This window comes from Streptomyces sp. WELS2, from assembly GCF_013870595.1.
In the GTDB taxonomy this organism is placed as follows: domain Bacteria; phylum Actinomycetota; class Actinomycetes; order Streptomycetales; family Streptomycetaceae; genus Streptomyces.
This window is the reverse complement of sequence record NZ_JACBWZ010000050.1, coordinates 1-17,992: the sequence shown is the minus strand read 5'-3', so window position 1 is coordinate 17,992 and position 17,992 is coordinate 1. Positions and strand designations below refer to the sequence as shown.

The 17,992-nt window shown below is 70.6% G+C and carries 19 protein-coding genes; 10 read left to right on the top strand and 9 right to left on the bottom strand.

All coding sequences use genetic code 11. The features are described 5' to 3' along the window. The 3 genes from H5J33_RS05625 to H5J33_RS05615 all read left to right on the top strand — a co-directional run. Positions 1-1,220, top strand: a 1,220-nt coding sequence (locus H5J33_RS05625; protein WP_181793655.1) for a S1C family serine protease, incomplete at its 5' end; no start/stop codon positions are given. Between the two features lie 84 nt (positions 1,221-1,304). Next, entirely contained in the window at positions 1,305-1,739 is a 435-nt protein-coding gene (locus H5J33_RS05620) for a sec-independent translocase (protein ID WP_181793654.1), read from the top strand. A 238-nt stretch (positions 1,740-1,977) separates the two neighbouring features. After that, a complete protein-coding gene (locus tag H5J33_RS05615; protein ID WP_181793653.1) occupies positions 1,978-2,640 on the top strand; it encodes a hypothetical protein in 663 nt (220 codons plus the stop codon). Positions 2,641-2,690: 50 nt separating this feature from the next. Here the strand turns inward: H5J33_RS05615 and H5J33_RS05610 are convergent, their stop codons facing one another. Continuing rightward, a complete protein-coding gene (locus H5J33_RS05610; RefSeq protein ID WP_258564901.1) occupies positions 2,691-5,126 on the bottom strand; it encodes a DUF6185 family protein in 2,436 nt (811 codons plus the stop codon). A gap of 223 nt (positions 5,127-5,349) precedes the next feature. Between H5J33_RS05610 and H5J33_RS05605 the strand changes: the two genes are divergently transcribed. Then, positions 5,350-5,751 (top strand): hypothetical protein, encoded by a 402-nt coding sequence (locus H5J33_RS05605; RefSeq protein ID WP_258564899.1) that lies wholly within the window; start codon positions 5,350-5,352, stop codon positions 5,749-5,751. Positions 5,752-5,828: 77 nt separating this feature from the next. Here the strand turns inward: H5J33_RS05605 and H5J33_RS05600 are convergent, their stop codons facing one another. From H5J33_RS05600 to H5J33_RS05590, 3 genes are read right to left on the bottom strand one after another with little or no spacing between them, the layout of a single operon-like run. Beyond that, positions 5,829-6,962: an Mrp/NBP35 family ATP-binding protein gene (locus tag H5J33_RS05600; protein ID WP_030614799.1), complete on the bottom strand. Its 1,134-nt coding sequence runs from the start codon at positions 6,960-6,962 to the stop codon at positions 5,829-5,831. 43 nt (positions 6,963-7,005) lie between these two features. After that, positions 7,006-7,620 (bottom strand): DUF1003 domain-containing protein, encoded by a 615-nt coding sequence (locus H5J33_RS05595; RefSeq protein WP_181793651.1) that lies wholly within the window; start codon positions 7,618-7,620, stop codon positions 7,006-7,008. Continuing rightward, positions 7,610-8,899, bottom strand: coding sequence for a magnesium transporter MgtE N-terminal domain-containing protein (locus H5J33_RS05590; protein ID WP_181793650.1), 1,290 nt, complete (start codon positions 8,897-8,899; stop codon positions 7,610-7,612). The genes H5J33_RS05595 and H5J33_RS05590 overlap by 11 nt, the downstream gene beginning before the upstream one ends. Positions 8,900-9,089: 190 nt before the next feature. Here H5J33_RS05590 and H5J33_RS05585 point away from each other — a divergent pair, with 190 nt between their 5' ends. Continuing rightward, positions 9,090-9,836, top strand: coding sequence for a hypothetical protein (locus tag H5J33_RS05585; RefSeq protein ID WP_181793649.1), 747 nt, complete (start codon positions 9,090-9,092; stop codon positions 9,834-9,836). A 22-nt stretch (positions 9,837-9,858) separates the two neighbouring features. Here H5J33_RS05585 and H5J33_RS05580 read toward each other — a convergent pair whose 3' ends face one another. After that, positions 9,859-10,374 carry a hypothetical protein gene (locus tag H5J33_RS05580; RefSeq protein WP_181793648.1) on the bottom strand — a complete coding sequence of 172 codons (516 nt, stop codon included), beginning with the start codon at positions 10,372-10,374 and terminating at the stop codon, positions 9,859-9,861. A gap of 53 nt (positions 10,375-10,427) precedes the next feature. Next, entirely contained in the window at positions 10,428-11,552 is a 1,125-nt protein-coding gene (locus H5J33_RS05575; protein WP_181793647.1) for a magnesium and cobalt transport protein CorA, read from the bottom strand. Between the two features lie 459 nt (positions 11,553-12,011). Between H5J33_RS05575 and H5J33_RS05570 the strand changes: the two genes are divergently transcribed. Further along, positions 12,012-12,596, top strand: a complete 585-nt coding sequence (locus H5J33_RS05570) for a suppressor of fused domain protein (protein WP_181793646.1) — start codon at positions 12,012-12,014, stop codon at positions 12,594-12,596. A gap of 53 nt (positions 12,597-12,649) precedes the next feature. Here the strand turns inward: H5J33_RS05570 and H5J33_RS05565 are convergent, their stop codons facing one another. Next, positions 12,650-13,873, bottom strand: coding sequence for an MFS transporter (locus H5J33_RS05565; protein WP_181793645.1), 1,224 nt, complete (start codon positions 13,871-13,873; stop codon positions 12,650-12,652). Between the two features lie 169 nt (positions 13,874-14,042). Between H5J33_RS05565 and H5J33_RS05560 the strand changes: the two genes are divergently transcribed. The 3 genes from H5J33_RS05560 (at position 14,043) to H5J33_RS05550 (ending at position 16,463) form a co-directional block, all read left to right on the top strand. After that, positions 14,043-14,684, top strand: coding sequence for a DUF6758 family protein (locus H5J33_RS05560; RefSeq protein ID WP_030614772.1), 642 nt, complete (start codon positions 14,043-14,045; stop codon positions 14,682-14,684). A 242-nt stretch (positions 14,685-14,926) separates the two neighbouring features. Then, a complete protein-coding gene (locus tag H5J33_RS05555) occupies positions 14,927-15,784 on the top strand; it encodes a PHP domain-containing protein (protein ID WP_181793644.1) in 858 nt (285 codons plus the stop codon). A gap of 73 nt (positions 15,785-15,857) precedes the next feature. Further along, positions 15,858-16,463 (top strand): MarC family protein, encoded by a 606-nt coding sequence (locus H5J33_RS05550; protein WP_181793643.1) that lies wholly within the window; start codon positions 15,858-15,860, stop codon positions 16,461-16,463. Positions 16,464-16,518: 55 nt separating this feature from the next. On the opposite strand, the gene H5J33_RS05545 is transcribed toward H5J33_RS05550, so the two are convergent. After that, positions 16,519-16,671, bottom strand: a complete 153-nt coding sequence (locus H5J33_RS05545) for a hypothetical protein (protein WP_167345759.1) — start codon at positions 16,669-16,671, stop codon at positions 16,519-16,521. A 208-nt stretch (positions 16,672-16,879) separates the two neighbouring features. Between H5J33_RS05545 and H5J33_RS05540 the strand changes: the two genes are divergently transcribed. Then, positions 16,880-17,788 carry an NYN domain-containing protein gene (locus tag H5J33_RS05540; protein ID WP_181793642.1) on the top strand — a complete coding sequence of 303 codons (909 nt, stop codon included), beginning with the start codon at positions 16,880-16,882 and terminating at the stop codon, positions 17,786-17,788. Here H5J33_RS05540 and H5J33_RS05535 read toward each other — a convergent pair. Continuing rightward, the coding region (locus tag H5J33_RS05535) for an alpha/beta fold hydrolase (protein ID WP_399552773.1) at positions 17,789-17,992 on the bottom strand (204 nt) is incomplete at its 5' end.

Below are 17,992 nucleotides of genomic sequence, written 5' to 3'. Positions count from 1 at the left end.
TGGCCGTCGCACCCCCGAGCCCGGACGGCACAGGGACGCCCGTGGCTGCCGTACCCCCCAGCCCGGAGAGTGGTACCGGTTACGACCCCTGGGGCGCGGCGCAGGGGCGGGAGGTGCCGACGCGGGAGGGGCGCGGGCGGTGGGTCATCGGGTGGGCGCTCGTCGTCGCCGTCGTCTGCGGCGGCATCGGCGGAGCCGTCGGCGCCTACGCCGAACGCGAGGGCCTCGGCCGTGGCGTAGGGCTGCCGCAGGCCGAAGCCGCGCCGGACAGCGTGGCCGGGATCGCCGCCCGCGCCCTGCCCGGCGTGGTCACCCTGCACGTGCGGGGCGAGGGCGAGGCGGGCACCGGCACCGGCTTCGTCCTCGACGACCGGGGGAACATCCTCACCAACAACCACGTGGTCGAGCCCGCCGGACCGGACGGCGGGATATCCGTGACGTTCAGCGGCGGCCGGACCGTGAAGGCCGAGGTCGTCGGCCGCGACGCGGGCTATGACCTCGCCGTCGTCCGGGTGCACGGCGTCCACGGACTCACCCCGCTGCCCCTCGGCGACTCCGACCACGTCCGGGTGGGCGACCCCGTCGTGGCCATCGGCGCGCCCTTCGACCTGGCGGGCACGGTCACCTCCGGCATCATCAGCGCCAAGGAGCGGCCCATCACGGCCGGCGGCGAGAAGAGCGACGGAAGCGACACCAGCTACGTCGAGGCGCTCCAGACCGACGCCCCCATCAACCCGGGCAACTCCGGCGGCCCGCTGCTCGACTCCCACGCCCGGGTCATCGGCATCAACTCCGCCATCCGCTCGGCCGGCGGCGGCTCCGGCGCCGACGGCGGCCAGGCCGGCTCCATCGGCCTCGGCTTCGCCATACCCGTCAACCAGGCCAAACGGGTCGCCGGGGAGCTGATCGACCACGGCCACGCCACCCACCCCGTGATCGGCGTCACGCTCGACATGGGCTACACCGGTGACGGCGCCCGCATCGACGGCGAGGGCGCGAACGGCGGTCCCGCCGTCACTCGGGGCGGGCCCGGCGACCGGGCCGGCCTGGAGCCGGGCGACGTCATCACCGGGGCCGACGGCGCGCCCGTGCGCACCGGCCCGGAGCTGATCGTCAGGATCCGCGCCCACCGGCCCGGCGACCGGCTGCGCCTGACGGTCGAACGCGGGGGCACGGAGCGGGAGGTGTCACTCGTGCTGGGCGCGTCCGAGCAGAACTGACAGAAGTCTCACCTCGGGACGGTACCGGTCGGACGGGATGGCCGGGTACCGTTGAGCGACCGAGGACATCGCAAGGAGCGTCAGGTGTTCAATGACATAGGGCCACTGGAGCTGGTGACCATCATCGTGCTCGCCGTGCTCGTCTTCGGTCCCGACAAGCTCCCCAAGGTCATCCAGGACGTCATGCGCACGATCCGGAAGATCCGCGAGTTCTCGGAGAGCGCCAAGCAGGACATTCGTAACGAACTGGGTCCGGAGTTCAAGGACTTCGAGTTCGAGGATCTCAACCCCAAGACGTTCCTCCGCAAGCAGCTGGACAACGACGATCTGGGCCTGAAGGAGATCCGCAACGGCTTCGACCTGAAGAAGGAGATGGCCGAGGTCACGGACGCTGTCAACGGCCGCGAGAGCGAGGCGCCGTCCTTGCCGTCCCCGTCCTCCGGCGGTCGCGTCGACATGACCAAGAAGCCCGAGCGGCCCGGCGACGACCGCCCGCCGTTCGACATGGACGCCACATAAGGCACGCTTCCCCCTCCCGACACGCAGGTGGGCGTACGCCGCTCACGTGACGTGTTTCATAGCGTGCGCCCGTCGCGCACGGCGTGAACAGGCTGTTCGCGCGACCCACGCATCCAGAGCCTGCCCTGCCGCTCCCAGCGGTGTGGATATGCTGCCGAGTTGTTGTGCGGACCGGACGCGTACGCCCGAAGGGGGGCGGGCCAGCCGGTCCGACGAGAGCGAGGAGGCGTCCGGGCAGATGGAGACGACGAGTCGGGTGGGCGCGCAGGCGCCGGCCGCGGAGGGCGGACAGCAGCTCCCCTCCGCCCGGCGTACGGTCGACGGTTACCTGCGGGCGCCCTTCCCCTGGTACGGGCTCGACGAGGCGTTCACCGGGCCCCGCTGGCTGATGCAGGTCGGCACGACGTCCGACGGTGCCGTCGAGCACGGCTCGATCGGGCACGGAGACGAGCCCTCGCTGCGGGGCGAGACCGGTTCCGGCGAGTCGCGGGAGAAGTTCGCGGTGGTGGTGACCGTCGCCGCGCAGCCGTCCCGGCGGAGCGCCGACGGCACGGGCCTGCTGGAGGCGACGTCGGTGTCCTCCGCGGCGTGGCTGGCCGGGGTGGGCCTGCTGTCGTTCACCTGGCCCGGGCAGATGGACCACAGCCTGCGGGACGACTGGCTGGAGCAGCAGACGGAGACGGCGTGGGCCCTGGCCGACGACCTGGACGGGCCGGAGTGGTCCCGGCTCTCCCTGCCGGTCGACGGGGTCGCCGCCTCGTTCCATTACCGGGAGTCCGAGTTCGGCTGGGTACTCGCCGGTACGACCGGTGCGGGGGTCCATCTGGGTGCGTACGGGCGGGGGATGAGCGCGTACGGACTCGGGTTCGCCGTGATCAAGGACATCACGGCGTACGCGTAACCGGGGGCCCGGGGGGACCGCCGGGCGGGGCGGCGGTCCGGGCCGGCCGGTCAATGCCTCAGGTACTGCCAGAGGGTCGCGGCCGCGGCCAGCTGGGCCAGGAACCAGGCGAGGTATCCGGCGAGGCCCTGGAGCCGGTAGATGGACACGATGAGCGTGAAACGGCTGTGCGTGTACTGGCGGTCCTCACTGAACGTCGACGCGTCCACGACGATGCTGGTGGCCGTCAGGACGACGGCCATGAACAGCGAGTAGAGGAGCAGGTACCTGAAGGCCCCGCCGATGAAGAGATTGAGCAGGACGGCCGGGCAGGCGGCCGCGGCGTAGGCGAGGACCAGGCTCAACGCCCGGACCGGGCTGGGACGGCCGGGAAGCAGGCGCCACAGCGCGCCCAGGACGAAACCCGCGACGGCCCATGCAGCCTGGAAGCCGATGACCTTCACGACGATCTCGGGGATCGCGGTGGGCTCGTGTCTGAGTTTCATCTGCGCGATGTGCGGCTGCAGTTGCAGCCAGAGCAGCCCTGCGGTGCCCGGGATCCCGATCCAGAAGGCCACGCGCGCGGCGTGGACCGCGTTGTCCCACCAGTGGCCTTCCGGTCCCCAGGCCAGGGCGACGTCCATCACGGACATCTGGGCGGGCGGTGGCTTGTCGCTGTCGCATCCGGCCAGCAGCCATTGCCGCAGCTCGCGCTGACGGGCCTCCACCTGGTCCAACGTCATGCTCGCGCTGCCCCCTTTGTCGAGCACTCGCGATTCGTGTTCGAGGAAGCGGTACTCATGGGCCCGGTCCATCAGCTGATGGCGCCAGTCCTCGTTCCTCATCCTGTGCAGGCAGAAGCTGTCGCCCAGTCGGCTCAGTACCGACCACCGTCGTCCCGCCGAGAGGATTCCGAACAGTGAGGCGATGTTCAACAGGAGCCAGATCGGGTACTGGGCGGCGTTGCCGGCGACCGCGGCACCCTGCAGGCCCGCGGTGAATGCGAAGACCGCCGCGGTGAGCAGTACGTCCGGTCCCTCCGGCCCCAAGGCGGACTTCTCTCGGCTCTCATCGGCCTGCTGCCGTGTCCTGGTGCGGTACCGCAAGAGGGCCAGGAGCGCGATCCCCGTCAGGACCCAGCTGTAACTGAAGATCAGTGTCAGATGGGACAACGAGAAGTTCGCCAGATACCAGCTGACGTATTTCCCGTGTCCCTGACCGGTATCCGGACCGGCGGGCCAGGACTGCCTGTTCCACTGGTTTTCCTCTGCCCAGCAGAAGCTTCCGATCAGGCCACCGGAAACCGCGGCGAGAACCAGGGAGGCCACGGTGACGCAAAGAATCGGGGCCCTGTTCCATCTGTCCGCCCAGGAGGCGGGGACCATATGCCCCTCGCGGGCGAAACGCCACGCCCAGGCGGTCAGGGCCGCCAGCCACAACCACACGGCCGCCAGGCCCATGAGCACATAGCCGACCTTGCCCACGACGCTGGGTCCGGCCTTCGAGACCAGGTGCGGCGGGAGGTAGAACAGTTGGGGTGCGACGACCACCAGCAATCCGACCGCCGCCACGGAGATGACGGCGCCTCGCACGGCGCGGGCCTGCAGAGGTGTGCCGCCGAGCCAGGGGCGAGCGACCAGGGTCAGGGTCAGGCCGGCCGAAATGCACAGGAGGGCCATCCACTGTGAGCTGAAGTGCCGGGATCCGATGACGAGCAGCATCACGGCGACCGATCCGCTGAGCGCGGCCCACTGCAGTACGGCCTGGACGACGCTGTCCTTGCGGCCGTCGCCGCCCGGGGAAGGGCGTCTCGGCCGCCCGCGCAGCGCCGCCAGCGCGACCACGACCGAAGCGCACACCCACCAGGCTCCGACGCCGATCTTGCTCCAGAAAGACCGGTCGTAGGTAAGCCGCCATTTGCGCTGCCATGGAAGACTCAGGTCGAATGTGATCCGGCTGGGCGGGACCCCCTCCCACACCCACTCGTCCTTCTCAGGCGAGGCGGATTTCGGCGTGCCGTCGAATTTCAGGCCGCCGAGGTCCGCCTCCACTCTCCAGCGGGATTTCTGCAGCGTTGTCGGAGGGTTGAAGCCGACGGTCCATGTGCTGCCCTTCTTCCACTTGATCACCCATGGGCCGAGCTTGATGGGGTCGTAATCCTCGATCCATGCATAGGATTCGTACCTCACTCGAATGTTGTCCGTCTGATCTTTCACCTCCGGATCATGGAACCGCCACTCCTTCGGCCGGAGTGACGTGTCCTTCCCGCGCAGCAGGCACCGCATGGCGTGCCGGTATTCGGCGGAATCCTTCTCGAGTAATTGTTCGGCCAGGCTCCACTCGGTTCTGGGGATATAGACGGTCATATCCGAGTAGATTTTGACGGCCTCTCTTTCGTGCTGGTCGAAGTGGATCACGGCGTCAACTCGGCTGCTTTCGAGCCCGCTTTCCTGACATGTGTTGCTATCCTTCTCCAAGGCCTCCGAGGGAGAGCATCCCCACCACATCAGGATCGCAGCAATCAAGGGCAGTAGCTGCCGCCACCGGATCCCCTTCAATGTCCGCCACCTCCTTCCGGAGGAATTTATCGGCGTGGCGCGCGGGATGCCCAGGGACACGCGAAGCGGTTTCGGCAGGCCACCCCATCGGCTGCCGCCCGTGGAATTGCGGAGAAATAGTCCCTGGTTGATACTGGAATCCGATGTGCCGTCAACTGCCGACGGAGGGGTCATGACCGACATGAACGTTTCCGCTGCCCGGGCCCCGCTGCCCCGCTTCGAGGAGGCCGAGGGGCTGGGCCCCGAGGACTCGGAATTCGTCAGGGACATCGTGGCGGTGCTCGCCAAGCACGGCAACCTGGACCGCTTCGGCCTGTGTCTGCTGCACGACCACTTCCCGCTCGCCGCGGACGAGGTCCTCGTGGAGACCAACGACCCCAGGGCCCGCACGCTCCGGGTCCACGTGGAGAAGGCGGACAGGACCCGGCACGTCAAAGCGTCGCAGTGGCGGTTCGTCCGGCATGCCGAGCGCGGGCCCGGAGCCGGAGGCGAGGGAGGCTCGTACGAGGAGATCCTGCTCTGTACCCAGCTCGAACTCTGCCCGGGTCACACGGACGATCACCAGGGCGGCTGAGCTTCACACGGCATGACGAAGGGGCGCCGTCCGGAAGGACGCGCGCCCCCGTGCCGCCGTGCCCGGGACAGACCGGCTCAGAACTTGTTCTTCGGCGTGAGACCCAGCGACAGGCCCGACAGGCCGCGCTGCCTGCCGCCGAGCTTGCCGGCGATCGCGCGCAGGGCCGAGCCCGCCGGGGACCCGGGGTCGGTCAGGACGACCGGCTTGCCCTCGTCGCCGCCCTCGCGGAGGCGGACGTCGATGGGGATGCTGCCGAGGACCGGGACCGTCGTACCCGTGGTGCGGGTGAGGCCGTCGGCGACCAGCTGGCCGCCGCCCGTACCGAAGACGTCGACCATCTCGCCGCAGTGCGGGCAGGGCAGGCCGGACATGTTCTCGACCACGCCGACGATCTTCTGGTGGGTCTGCACGGCGATGGAACCGGCGCGCTCGGCGACCTCGGCCGCCGCCTGCTGCGGGGTCGTCACGACCAGGATCTCGGCGTTCGGGATCAGCTGGGCCACGGAGATCGCGATGTCACCGGTGCCCGGCGGCAGGTCCAGCAGCAGGACGTCCAGGTCGCCCCAGTAGACATCGGCGAGGAACTGCTGCAGGGCGCGGTGCAGCATCGGGCCGCGCCAGACGACCGGCGCGTTGCCCGGCGTGAACATGCCGATGGAGATGACCTTCACGCCGTTCGCGGACGGCGGCATGATCATGTTCTCGACCTGGGTGGGCCGGCCGTCGGCGCCCAGCATGCGCGGCACGCTGTGACCGTAGATGTCGGCGTCCACGACACCGACCTTCAGGCCGTCGGCCGCCATCGCCGCCGCCAGGTTGACCGTCACCGAGGACTTGCCGACGCCGCCCTTGCCGGAGGCGACCGCGTAGACCCGGGTGAGGTTGCCCGGCTTGGCGAAGGGGACCTCGCGCTCGGCCTGGCCGCCGCGCAGCGCCGCCGCCAGCTCCTTGCGCTGCTCGTCGCTCATCACGTCCAGGGTGACGTCGACCCGGGTGACGCCCTCGACCCGCGAGACCGCCTCGGTGACGCGTTGCGTGATGGTGTCCCGCATCGGGCAGCCGGACACCGTCAGATACACGGTGACCGCGACCGCTCCGTCCGCGCCGATCTCCACGGACTTGACCATCCCGAGTTCGGTGATCGGGCGGTTGATCTCGGGGTCGTTCACCGTCGCCAGTGCCTCGCGCACCGCGTCTTCCGTAGCCATAAGGACGATGGTACGGCCCGCCGAGGGGCCTGGGGGATGCCCTTCAGCGGTCGTCTGTGTCACGTCCCGGCGGGCGTTCCGTCCCTTCCGCCGGGAATACCACCCGGCCCGCGTGCCCGTCGTGCCGGCGGCGCTCCTCCAGTTCCTTCAGCAGGTCCTGGAGTTCGGAGCGGATCCAGTCGCGGGTGGCCACCTCGCCCAGTCCGGTGCGCAGCGCGGCCACCTCCCGGGTGAGGTACTCGGTGTCGGCGATGGACCGCTCGTTCTGCTTGCGGTCCTGCTCCAGGTTGACCCGGTCGCGGTCGTCCTGCCTGTTCTGCGCGAGCAGGATCAGCGGGGCCGCGTAGGACGCCTGGAGGGACAGCATCAGGGTGAGGAAGATGAACGGGTACTCGTCGAACCGCAGATGGCGGGGCGCGGCGATGTTCCACAGCACCCACACGATGATGACGACCGTCATCCAGACGATGAAGCGTCCCGTGCCCAGGAACCGGGCGATCTTCTCCGACAGCCGGCCGAAGGCCTCCGGGTCCCACTCGGGCAGGAACCGGCGCCGGGGCGGGCGCGGCTGGTCCAGCCGGGGCATCCGGGGCCGGCCGGCGGCCGTGGCGCCCGCCGGGTGGCGCTCACGGGCCGCGGTCTCGCGCTCAGGAACCATGCGGGGGCGCCTCCTCTCCCTCGGCCAGGTGGAACTCCGTCTCCCGCCAGTCGTCGGGCAGCATGTGGTCCAGTACGTCGTCCACGGTCACCGCGCCGAGCAGCGACCCGGACTCGTCCACCACGGGCGCCGCCACCATGTCGTAGGTGGCGAAGAACCCGGCGACGACCGGCAGCGCCGCGTCCGGGTCCAGCGGCTGCAGATCGTGGTCGACCAGCGAGCTGACCAGGGTGTACGGCGGGTCGCGCAGCAGCCGCTGGAAGTGCACGGTGCCCAGGTACTTGCCGGTCGGGGTCTCGTCGGGCGGGCGGCAGACGTAGACCTGCGCGGCGAGGGCGGGGGACAGGTCCGGGTTGCGGACCCGGGCGAGCGCGTCGGCGACGGTGGCGTCCGGGCGCAGCACGATCGGCTCGGTGGTCATCAGACCGCCGGCCGTGTGCTCCTCGTACGCCATCAGCCGGCGCATGTCGGCCGCGTCGGCGGGCTGCATCAGGCTCAGCAGCCGCTCCTTGTCCTCCTCGGGCAGCTCGCCCAGCAGGTCGGCCGCGTCGTCCGGGTCCATCGCCTCCAGCACGTCCGCCGCGCGCTCCTCCTTCAGCTTGCCGAGGATCTCGATCTGGTCGTCCTCCGGCAGCTCCTCGAGGACGTCGGCGAGCCGGTCGTCGTCCAGGGCGGCGGCCACCTCGGCGCGCCGCTTGGGGGACAGGTGGTGCAGGACGTTGGCGAGGTCGGCGGGGCGCAGCTGCTCGAAGGTGGCGAGCAGGCTCTCGGCGCCCTGCCCGTGCTCCTCCAGGGAGAACCCGGTCACCGCCGACCACTCCGCGGTCAGCGTCTCCCCCCTCGCCCGCCGGAAGGCGCCGCCCTTGCGTCCCTTGCGCAGGAAGACCCGGTCGACCTCCCAGTCCCGGCGGGCGGGCAGCTGCTGCACGGACACGTCGAGGACGGTGACCTCCTCGCCGGTCTCCACCAGCGTCACCCGCCGGTCCAGCAGCTCGCCGAAGACCAGCCGCTCGGTGGGCCGCTGCTCGAAGCGCCGGACGTTGAGCACGCCGGTGGTGATGACCTGGCCCGACTCGATGCCGGTCACCCGGGTCATGGGCAGGAAGATGCGGCGCCGGGTGGACAGCTCCACGACCAGCCCGAGGACCCGCGGGGGCCGCCGCCCGACGCGCAGCATGACGACCACGTCGCGGACGCGGCCCACCTGGTCGCCGGCCGGGTCGAAGACGGGGACCCCGGCGAGGTGCGAGACGAAGATCCGGGGGGCGCCGGCTGCCATGACTGTGCTTCCTTTGCGTGAGGATCGTGGGAAATGCTCGGACATGCCCGCACGGGTGCGCTTCAGGCTAGCCCGTCCCGATCGGATACGCCCTGGTGGGCGGTCCGGACGGACCGGCTCCGCCGGGTGGGCGGCACACCGGTACCCTGCGGTACGCCGCTCAGGAACCGTCAGAAAGGCAGCTCCCTTGGTGACTGCGATTCCCCGGGGCCGTACCCGCCGCACCGCTTGGGCGACCACGGCCTGCGCACTGGCCGTGACGGGAGCGCTGGCGCTGTCGGGGTGCGGCGGCGACGACGATCCCGACGCCGGGACCAACGGGGTCGGCAAACTGAGCCCCGACCGGATCCAGGCGAAGACGCGGGCCGCGGCGGACGCGGCGAGCGCGGTACGGCTGTCCGGGACCGTGGTCACCAGCGGCCGTACGTACCGGCTGGACATGCGGCTCAAGGCCGACGGCGGCACCGGCTCGGTGACCGCGCAGGGCACCACCTTCCAGCTGCTGCGGATCGGCGAGGAGCTGTACCTCAAGGCGGGCGCGGACTTCTGGAACCACGCCGACGGCGGCGACGGCTCCTCCGGCAAGCTCGACGGCAAGTACGTGAAGGTGCCGCAGCGGGACCCCGCGTACCAGAAGTTCAGCGGCTTCACGGACAAGGGCGTCCTCCTCGACGGTCTGCTGACGCTGCACGGCACGCTGGCGACGGACGGCCGGCACACCGACGGATCGGGTACCCGCACGATCCGGATCACCGGCGACCACGGTTCCGGCGGCACGCTGGACGTGTCCCTCCAGGGCACGCCGTACCCGCTGCGCCTGGTCCGGGCCGGCCGGGCGGGGACGCTCACCTTCTCCGACTGGGGCAGGGACTTCACCGTCGAGGAGCCGGCGAAGTCGGAGACGGTGGACTACGGCAGGCAGCTGCCGGCGTCGTAGCGGGCCGCCCCGGGCCGGCGCCTCACTTCCTCTTCCCGCGCCTCATCAGGAGCTTCGGCAGACCCGCCGGCACCGGTCCGCGCGTGGTGACCGGAGTCGGCACCGGGCGCCGGGCGAGAGAGCCGTCCGGCAGCGGGGTCACCGGACCGGCCGGCACCAGGCGGAGCACCCGGCACTCGCGGGCCCAGCGGGCCGGCATCTCCTCGCCGTCGGGGGCGTTCAGCCGCTTGCCCTTCAGCTCGGCGACCGCCGCCTCCCACTCCTGCGACCCGGGCGTCACCTCGGCCACGGTGACCGGGAACGTCACCAGCCGGCCGCCCTTGTCCTTGCTGCGCACGCTCACCTCGGCGAGGTCCCCGCCGGCCAGCCCCGCCAGCGGCTGCTCGCCCGGCCCGTCGCCGACCACGCACACCGCGCCCTCGTACCACACGTGCCACAGCGCCCGCGCGGCCGGGGCACCGGCGCCCCCGACCCAGATGAGGCCGGACTTCTTCGCGGCCTCCTCGATGAGGGCCCGGTCGAGCAGCTCGCTTGTCATGGGCCCAGCCTAACCAGGCCGCACCGGCCCGCCGACCGGCCCGCACCCGCCGCTCACAGCCAGCCGTTGCGCTTCAGCGTGCGGTGGATGCCCAGACAGATCGCGGCGGTGATGCCCATGATCACCGGGTAGCCGTACCGCCAGTGCAGCTCGGGCATGTGCTCGAAGTTCATGCCGTACACCCCGCACACCATCGTCGGTACGGCGATGATGGCCGCCCACGCGGTGATCTTGCGCATGTCCTCGTTCTGCGCGACGGACGCCTGGGCGAGGTTGGCCTGGAGGATGGAGTTGAGCAGTTCGTCGAAGCCCATGACCTGCTCCTGGACCCGGGCCAGGTGGTCGGCCACGTCCCGGAAGTACTTCTGGATGTCCGGGTCGATCAGCCGCATCGGCCGCTCGCTCAGCAGCTGCATGGGCCGCAGCAGCGGGGCCACCGCGCGCTTGAACTCCAGTACCTCGCGCTTGAGTTGGTAGATCCGGGCGGAGTCCACACCGCGCGAGACCCCGCCCTTGCGGCCGGGTGAGAAGACCTCGGTCTCCACCTCGTCGATGTCGTCCTGCACCGCGTGGGCGACCGCGATGTAGCCGTCCACCACATGGTCGGCGATGGCGTGCAGCACGGCCGAGGGGCCCTTGGCCAGCAGCTCCGGGTCGTCCTGGAGGCGGTGGCGCAGGGCGCGCAGCGACCCCTGGCCGCCGTGCCGGACGGTGATGAAGAAGTCCCGTCCGGTGAAGCACATGACCTCGCCGGTCTCCACGACCTCGCTGTTGGCGGTCAGCCGGTCGTGCTCGACGTAGTGGATGGTCTTGAAGACCGTGAACAGCGAGTCGTCGTAGCGCTCCAGCTTGGGCCGCTGGTGTGCCTGCACGGCGTCCTCCACGGCCAGCGGGTGCAGCCCGAACTCCCCGGCGATACCGGCGAATTCCTCCTCGGTCGGCTCGTGCAGGCCGATCCAGACGAACCCGCCGTCGCGGCGCACCTGGCGCATCGCCTCCTGCGGGCTCAGCGGCCCCGCGCCGGGCACGCGGGCCCCGTCGCGGTAGACGGCGCAGTCGACGACGGCCGAGGGCGTCGCGGGGTCGCGCGTGGTGTCGTACGAGGTCCCGGGGTCCTTGCGCAGCGAGACGCGGGACGAGGGGCGGACCACGGCGCGCAGGTCGCGGATCATCGACATGGGCAGGCTCCTTCGCGGGCGGGCGGCGAAAACGCGCGCGGCGACGGGTGGAACTACCCGGAATGGGGACGTCCTGGCTGTGCGTGTGTGGCACGTCCACAAAGCGGGGAGCACCGCACCGTCGCGGTGGCGGCTTCACTGCCGATGCAGAACTGATTCAGATCAGACAGATCAGGCAAAGCGAAACGAGGTGCTCTTCCGAACGACGACGCGCAAAGGAAGACGGCGGCCAGCCGGTGACTGCGTCAGCGGCCGGAAGAGCGAGTGGTACTGCACGGTCGACTTCGATCCATGGCAGCCCCACCTCCTCCGGCCGGTCCCTCGTAAGGGAGTCTCAACGGTGTCGGGACTTGACAGCGACGCTTCCGCGTGTCGCCCCGAACCCCGGCTCAGAGTACCAGCCGCCGTTACTGTCAAGGTGCCGCTTTGCCCGCTGCTGACGAGTTCTATGCTCGCCGCATGGCTGATGTTCTTCCTCTGGTCGAGGCCCGGTTGACCACCGCGCTGGGCGAGCCGGACGCGCGTGCCGCCGTCACCTTCCTCGGCACGGACCGCATCGAGGTGCTCCGCTTCCACGAGGGGGACGTCGTCCGGTACGCCACCCTCGGGATGTCCCGGCAGCCCATGACGGACCCCACGGCGGTGCTCGCCGACCCGGTGAAGGGGCCCCGCGCCGAACTGGTGCTGTCCGTCCGCGCGGGCCTCGCCGACACCGACAAGCTGCTCCGCCCGCTCGCCGTGCTGGCCGCGAGCCCCCAGGTGGAGGGCCTGGTGGTGGCCCCCGGTGCCTCCCTGGACGTGGGCGCGCCGCTGTGGCCCGGCGCCCCCTTCACCTCGGTGCTGGTGGGCGAGTCCGGCGGGCTGGTGGAGGACCTGGAGCTGGAGGCCCCGCTGGACCCCGTACGGTTCCTGCCGCTGCTGCCGATGACGCCGAACGAGGCCGCCTGGAAGCGGGTGCACGGCGCCCAGGCCCTCCAGGAGCGCTGGCTGGCGAACGGGACGGACCTCAGGGACCCGGCCCGGAAATCCGTCCCGCTGGACTGACCCGCCCCGGCCGCCGGGAGTGACCGATCTCACCAACACAAGGCCGGATCCGGTCAGTTGGCGAAGACCCCGACCCCGTCCTCGGTGGCGTGCCCCGGCTGAAGCTCCTCGGCTTCGTGTACGAGGGCCCGGCGCCGGACGAGGACGACGAGCGCGCCCAGCACCGCCGTGACGGCCGCCACCACGAACGGGACGTGGATGTCGGTCCACTCCTCGATCTTGGGCGCGAAGTAGGGCGCCGCGGCGGCGGCGAACCAGCGCACGAAGTTATAGCCCGCGCTCGCCACCGGGCGCGGGGCGTCCGACACGCCGAGGGCCAGCTCGGTGTAGACGGTGTTGTTCACGCCGATGAACGCGCCGGACAGGATCGTGCAGACGATCGCCGTGGTGTGGTCGCCGTAGCCGAGCACGAGCACGTCCGCCGCGAGCAGCACCAGCGAGCCGCCGAGCACCTTCAGCGAGCCGAACCGCTCCTGCGCGCGCGGGGCCACGATCACCGAGAAGACGGCGAGCAGCAGGCCCCAGGCGAAGAACACCGCGCCCGACCGGTACGGCGTCATGTCCAGTACGAACGGCGTGAAGGCCAGCACGGTGAAGAACGTGTAGTTGTAGAAGAACGCGGAGACCGCCGCCGAGGCCAGACCGCCGTGGCCGAGCGCCTTGAGTGGGTCCAGGACCGAGGTCTTGCGGGCCGGCCTTGGCTGCTCCTTCAGGAACGCGGTGATGCACAGGAAGCCGATCGCCATCAGCGTGGCCGTGCCGAAGAAGGGGTAGCGCCAGCTGGCGTTGCCGAGGACCGCGCCGAGCAGCGGGCCGCAGGCCATGCCGAGGCCGAGCGCGGACTCGTAGAGCAGGATCGCCGCCGCGCTGCCGCCGGCCGCCGCGCCGACGATGACCGCGAGGGCGGTGGAGACGAACAGCGCGTTGCCGAGGCCCCAGCCGGCCCGGTAGCCCACGAGCTGCCCGACCGAGCCGGAGGTGCCGGCGAGGCCCGCGAACACCACCACGAACGCGAGGCCGAGCAGCAGCGTCTTCTTCCCGCCGATCCGGCTGGAGACGAAGCCGGTCAGCAGCATCGCGACGGCCGTGATCAGGAAGTACGAGGTGAAGAGCAGGGACACCTGGCTGGGGGTGGCGTCGAGGCCCCGGGCGATCGACGGCAGGATCGGGTCGACGAGGCCGATGCCCATGAAGGCGACGACGGAGGCGCCGGCCGTGGCCCAGACCGCCTTGGGCTGCCGCAGGATGCCGCCGGCTCCCGCGTCTAGGGGGTCCATGTGCTTCTCCCATCCTCACTAGGTAGTTGGGTTATACACATAGTAAGTTAGCGCACCTAATTAATGCAAGATGCATCTATCTAGCCTGGTCGGGCATATGGTCGGCTCTTCCGTCCGGACGGGTGATCATCCTTGACGTGGGCGGTCGGGGGTAGGACCGTGGAGCCCTATGAGGGGCGAACCCAGTTGCCCGAGATGCGGTGGCCGGGTCAGGGCTCCCGGACTCTTCGCCGATGCGTGGCAGTGCGATGTGCACGGCACGGTGTATCCGCTACAGCCCGTGATCCCGCCCAGTGTCGAGGCGCTCAACGTCGTCGTGCACCGCACGCAGGTACCCGTGTGGATGCCGTGGCCGCTGCCGGTCGGCTGGCTGTTCACCGGCGTGGCGTACGCCGGGGACGACCGCAGCGGCGGCCGGGCGACCGCGGTGGCCTGCTCGGGCCCCGGACCGCTCGGCGGTCCCGGCGAGCTGATCCTGATCGCCGAGGAACTGGGCGTCGGCCTCGGCGCGCGTTACGCGGGCATCGACGGCCCGGACCCGGGCTCGTACATGAACGTGGAGAAGCCGCCGCAGACCAAGGTGCTGGCCGCCGGCCGCCCGACCCCGCTCTGGCATGTCTACCGCACCCCCGACGACCGTGCCGTCTTCGCCGGGGAGGCACTCGGCATGTGGCTGTGGGCGGTGATCTGGCCGGAGCAGTCCGGCCTGCTGATGTACGACGAACTGGTGCTGACGGATCTGCGGGACGCGGGGGCGGAGATAGACCTGGTGCCGTGCGGGGCACTGTCGCCGCGTCTGCTTCGGCCGTAGCGCCCACCGGGGTGCCGGGTCCCTGTACGCCGGCGGGTGCGGGGTCCGACGTGGTTGCCCGCGGTGGCTGTCCGCGCCCACCCGGCGGAGCCGCGTATCCGGTACGGCCACGCACACCTTTCGGGGCGCGTGTAGGCGCGTGAGTAAAGGTCGCTCCGCGGGATCGGGTGTGACAGCCGAGGGCGGAAACACCGCTATCCTTAGGTGTCCGTGTCTCTGCCGTCCGTCCGTCTGGAGTTGTCGTGCGCATCGATCTGCACTGCCACTCCACGGCCTCCGACGGTACGGACACCCCGGCCGAGCTGGTGCGCAACGCCGCCGCGGCCGGACTGGACGTCGTCGCGCTGACCGACCACGACACCACCCGGGGCCACGGCGAGGCCATCGCCGCGCTGCCCGAGGGGCTGACCCTGGTCACCGGTGCCGAGCTGTCCTGCCGGATCGACGGCATCTCGATGCACATGCTGGCGTACCTCTTCGACCTCGAGGACCCCGCCCTGCTCGCCGAGCGGGAGCTGGTCCGGGACGACCGGGTGCCGCGGGCCAAGGGCATGATCGCCAAGCTGAACGCGCTGGGCGTGCCGGTCACCTGGGAGCAGGTCGAGCGGATCGCCGCCGGCGGCTCCGTCGGGCGCCCGCACATCGCCTCCGCGCTGGTGGAGCTGGGGGTCGTGCCGACGGTGGGCGACGCGTTCACCGAGGAGTGGCTGGCCGACGGCGGACGGGCCTTCGTGGAGAAGCACGAGACCGACCCCTTCGAGGCGATCCGGCTGGTCAAGGCCGCGGGCGGGGTCTGTGTGTTCGCCCACCCGGCCGCCGCCAAGCGGGGCCGTACCGTGCCCGACGCCCGGATCGCGGAGCTGGCCGAGGCCGGACTGGACGGCATCGAGGTGGACCACATGGACCACGACCTCGACGCCCGGGCCCGGCTGCGCGGACTGGCGAAGGAGCTGGGGCTGCTGGTCACGGGCTCCTCGGACTACCACGGCAGCCGCAAGACCGTGGCGCTGGGCGCCTACACGACCGACCCCGAGGTGTACGGGGAGATCACCCGGCGGGCGACGGGCGCGTTCCCGGTGCCGGGCACCGGCGGAGCCTGAGGCCCTCCGGGGCCGGTCCGCCGTACCCCCTCACGCCCGTACTTCCTCTTCGCGCAAGGCCTGTACTTCCCCCATGTTCGACATCGCCGTCTTCGGCTCTCTGTTCCTGACCCTTTTTGTCATCATGGATCCCCCTGGGATCACCCCGATCTTCCTCGCCCTGACCGCCGGACGGCCGGCCAAGGTGCAGAAGCGGATGGCCTTCCAGGCCGTCTGCGTGGCGGGCGGGGTCATCGCCGTCTTCGGCGTCCTCGGCCACCAGATCCTGAACTACCTGCACGTCTCCGTGCCCGCGCTGATGATCGCGGGCGGACTGCTGCTCCTGTTGATCGCGCTGGACCTGCTCACCGGCAAGACCGACGAGCCGAAGCAGACCAAGGACGTCAACGTGGCCCTCGTGCCGCTGGGCATGCCGCTGCTGGCGGGGCCCGGCGCGATCGTGTCCGTGATCCTGGCCGTGCAGAAGGCCGACAGCGTGAGCACGCAGATCTCGGTGTGGTCCGCGATCCTCGCGATCCACGTCGTGCTGTGGCTCGTGATGCGCTACTCGCTGCTGATCATCCGGGTCATCAAGGACGGCGGCGTCGTGCTGGTGACGCGGCTCGCGGGCATGATGCTCTCCGCGATCGCCGTCCAGCAGATCATCAACGGTGTCACTCAGGTGATCCGGGGGAGCTGACCCTCGTCGGCTCGGCTCCCCCGGAAAGCTTGAGTGGCGAACGCCCGCGCGCGGGCTACGAGGCCTGTGTCTCGGCCGGGCGGATCCACAGGCGCTGTCCGATGGCGGCGGCCTGCTGAACGATCCGGTTGACGGAGGCGGCGTCCACGACGGTGCTGTCCACGGCGGTGCCGTCGACCTCGTCGAGTCGCATGATTTCGAAGCGCATGGGGCTTCTCCCTTCGTCTGGTCATCCTCCTGCGGAGAACTACTGGTGTGACTGCCGGTGCTCCCGGTGTCGTACCTAGTCAACGCTCCGTTTGTTACGAACATTCCCTACGCTAAAGAAATTTTTCGAACAACTAATAACTGACCGGTAAGCAGAGGGGAAGGGACCGACCGGGACCGGTTGTCTCCGCACTGTGACCACCGGGACAATGAAGACAATGAACGACGACCTGGCCGCCGCCCTCGGGGCCCGCATCGACCGCACGAACGAGCTGCTGGAACGCATGCTCGCCGAGGTGGCGAAGACACCCTCGACCCACGCCATCTTCGTGGACGCCGGCTATCTGTACGCCGCCGTGGGCCGGCTGGTCGCCGGAACCGAGGACCGCCGCGCCATCGACCTGGACGCCGAGGGCCTGATCGAGGCACTGATCGACCGGGCCCGCATGATCTTCGCCGACAGCCGGCTGCTGCGCGTCTACTGGTACGACGGCGCCCGGCGTCGTATACACACCGCCGAACAGCAGGTCATCGCCGAGCTGCCCGACGTCAAGGTCCGCCTCGGCAACCTCAACGCCAACAACCAGCAGAAGGGCGTCGACTCGCTGATCCGCACGGATCTGGAGTCACTGGCGAGACACCGCGCGATCAGCGACGCGGCCCTCCTGGGCGGCGACGAGGACCTGGTCTCGGCGGTCGAGGCGGCCCAGGGCTACGGCGCCCGCGTCCACCTCTGGGGCATCGAGGCACCCGAGGGCCGCAACCAGGCCGAACCGCTGCTCTGGGAGGTCGACAGCCAGCGCACCTTCGACCTGGACTTCTTCAAGCCGTACGTCTCCCGGCGCACGGCCGCCGCCTACGACGCCACCGGCACCGCCCGCCCCACCCGCGAGGACGTCCGCTTCGTCGGCGCCCAGATCGCGGCCAAGTGGCTCGTCTCCCGGGGCCGCGAAGCCCTCGTGGAACTCTTCCCCGGCCACCCCTACCTGCCCGGTTCCGTCGACCAGGACCTGCTGGTCGAGGCCGAGGACATGCTCCAGTACTCCCTGCGCGGCCAGTCCGAACTGCGCCGCGCGCTCAGGGACGGCTTCTGGGAACACCTGCGGACCCAGTACTAGCTAGGCGCGGCTCCGGCGGCCGTCCGCGATCTCGTCCCAGAAACCGGCGAGCGCCCGGGCCGTCTCCAGGGGCCGGTCGGTGTTCGGGGAGTGCTCGGCGCCCTCGACGACCGTGCGCCGGGCCCCCAGCCGGACGGCCATGTCGTCCAGGAGCGGCAGCGGCCAGGTGTCGTCCCGCGCGCCCGACAGCACGTGGAACGGCAG

Excerpts from the sequence above, each read along its gene's own strand:
- H5J33_RS05615 (WP_181793653.1), top strand. The coding sequence starts at position 1,978 with ATGGAGACGACGAGTCGGGTGGGCGCGCAGGCGCCGGCCGCGGAGGGC.
- H5J33_RS05610 (WP_258564901.1), bottom strand. The coding sequence starts at position 5,126 with ATGTGGTGGGGATGCTCTCCCTCGGAGGCCTTGGAGAAGGATAGCAAC.
- H5J33_RS05605 (WP_258564899.1), top strand. The coding sequence starts at position 5,350 with ATGACCGACATGAACGTTTCCGCTGCCCGGGCCCCGCTGCCCCGCTTC.
- H5J33_RS05600 (WP_030614799.1), bottom strand. The coding sequence starts at position 6,962 with ATGGCTACGGAAGACGCGGTGCGCGAGGCACTGGCGACGGTGAACGAC.
- H5J33_RS05595 (WP_181793651.1), bottom strand. The coding sequence starts at position 7,620 with ATGGTTCCTGAGCGCGAGACCGCGGCCCGTGAGCGCCACCCGGCGGGC.
- H5J33_RS05590 (WP_181793650.1), bottom strand. The coding sequence starts at position 8,899 with ATGGCAGCCGGCGCCCCCCGGATCTTCGTCTCGCACCTCGCCGGGGTC.
- H5J33_RS05580 (WP_181793648.1), bottom strand. The coding sequence starts at position 10,374 with ATGACAAGCGAGCTGCTCGACCGGGCCCTCATCGAGGAGGCCGCGAAG.
- H5J33_RS05575 (WP_181793647.1), bottom strand. The coding sequence starts at position 11,552 with ATGTCGATGATCCGCGACCTGCGCGCCGTGGTCCGCCCCTCGTCCCGC.
- H5J33_RS05570 (WP_181793646.1), top strand. The coding sequence starts at position 12,012 with ATGGCTGATGTTCTTCCTCTGGTCGAGGCCCGGTTGACCACCGCGCTG.
- H5J33_RS05565 (WP_181793645.1), bottom strand. The coding sequence starts at position 13,873 with ATGGACCCCCTAGACGCGGGAGCCGGCGGCATCCTGCGGCAGCCCAAG.
- H5J33_RS05560 (WP_030614772.1), top strand. The coding sequence starts at position 14,043 with ATGAGGGGCGAACCCAGTTGCCCGAGATGCGGTGGCCGGGTCAGGGCT.
- H5J33_RS05550 (WP_181793643.1), top strand. The coding sequence starts at position 15,858 with ATGTTCGACATCGCCGTCTTCGGCTCTCTGTTCCTGACCCTTTTTGTC.
- H5J33_RS05545 (WP_167345759.1), bottom strand. The coding sequence starts at position 16,671 with ATGCGCTTCGAAATCATGCGACTCGACGAGGTCGACGGCACCGCCGTG.
- H5J33_RS05540 (WP_181793642.1), top strand. The coding sequence starts at position 16,880 with ATGAAGACAATGAACGACGACCTGGCCGCCGCCCTCGGGGCCCGCATC.